This is a genomic window from Staphylococcus sp. HMSC071G07, from assembly GCF_001811435.1.
GTDB classification, from domain to species: domain Bacteria; phylum Bacillota; class Bacilli; order Staphylococcales; family Staphylococcaceae; genus Staphylococcus; species Staphylococcus pettenkoferi.
Genome location: NZ_KV804768.1, coordinates 318,687 through 319,322, shown reverse-complemented (window position 1 = coordinate 319,322; position 636 = coordinate 318,687). Strand labels below are relative to the sequence as shown.

Annotated in this window: 1 protein-coding gene; it reads right to left on the bottom strand. The window is 27.5% G+C overall.

Annotated elements, in window-relative coordinates:
- A partial coding sequence (locus HMPREF2802_RS05780; RefSeq protein WP_070503062.1) for a DUF1433 domain-containing protein occupies nucleotides 1-390 on the bottom strand: 390 nt, incomplete at its 3' end.
- Nucleotides 391-636: the final 246 nt, after the last annotated feature.

Below are 636 nucleotides of genomic sequence, written 5' to 3'. Positions count from 1 at the left end.
CAAGTGTTCACGTTTAATAATTTCATTTGGATATAATTCGTCTTTAGGATCAGAATGATAAAATAATTTTCCCAAAGTTTTCGGACTATATGCTATATCACCGTTATATTGATATGATTCTGTAGTAGAAATATAAGCATTAAAATAATACCGCTTATCATTATTTACGTAACCACGTATTGAGTAGCCAGCTCCCATTGGAAGTTTTTCTGCTTTAGTTATTTGAATGAATTTATAGTTTTTTAGATTATATTTAAAATATAAATCTATTCTCGCTTTTTGAGTTTCAATATATTTATCTTTTTTATGTTTGTGCATGATATAGCCTGTGATTAAAAGAGCGGCGATAACAACTAATGATATGTATAGGATAAGTTTGCTTTTTGACATATGTAATACCTCGCTTTACCAACTTATTAGTTGATTTAATAAAATGGACTGAGAAGTAAATATACATTTATTTCCCAGTCTAATTTTATGTCTTGTATTTAACTTGGTTGTTAAAAGTATTGGTTTAGTTAAAACAAAGTCACTGAATTATTCCTGCTCATTAGCTTTAAATAATTAAAAACCCCAAAATATTGGTGGGTTAGCTTCATAATCTTGTTTATTCAAGTGTTCACGTTTAATAATTTC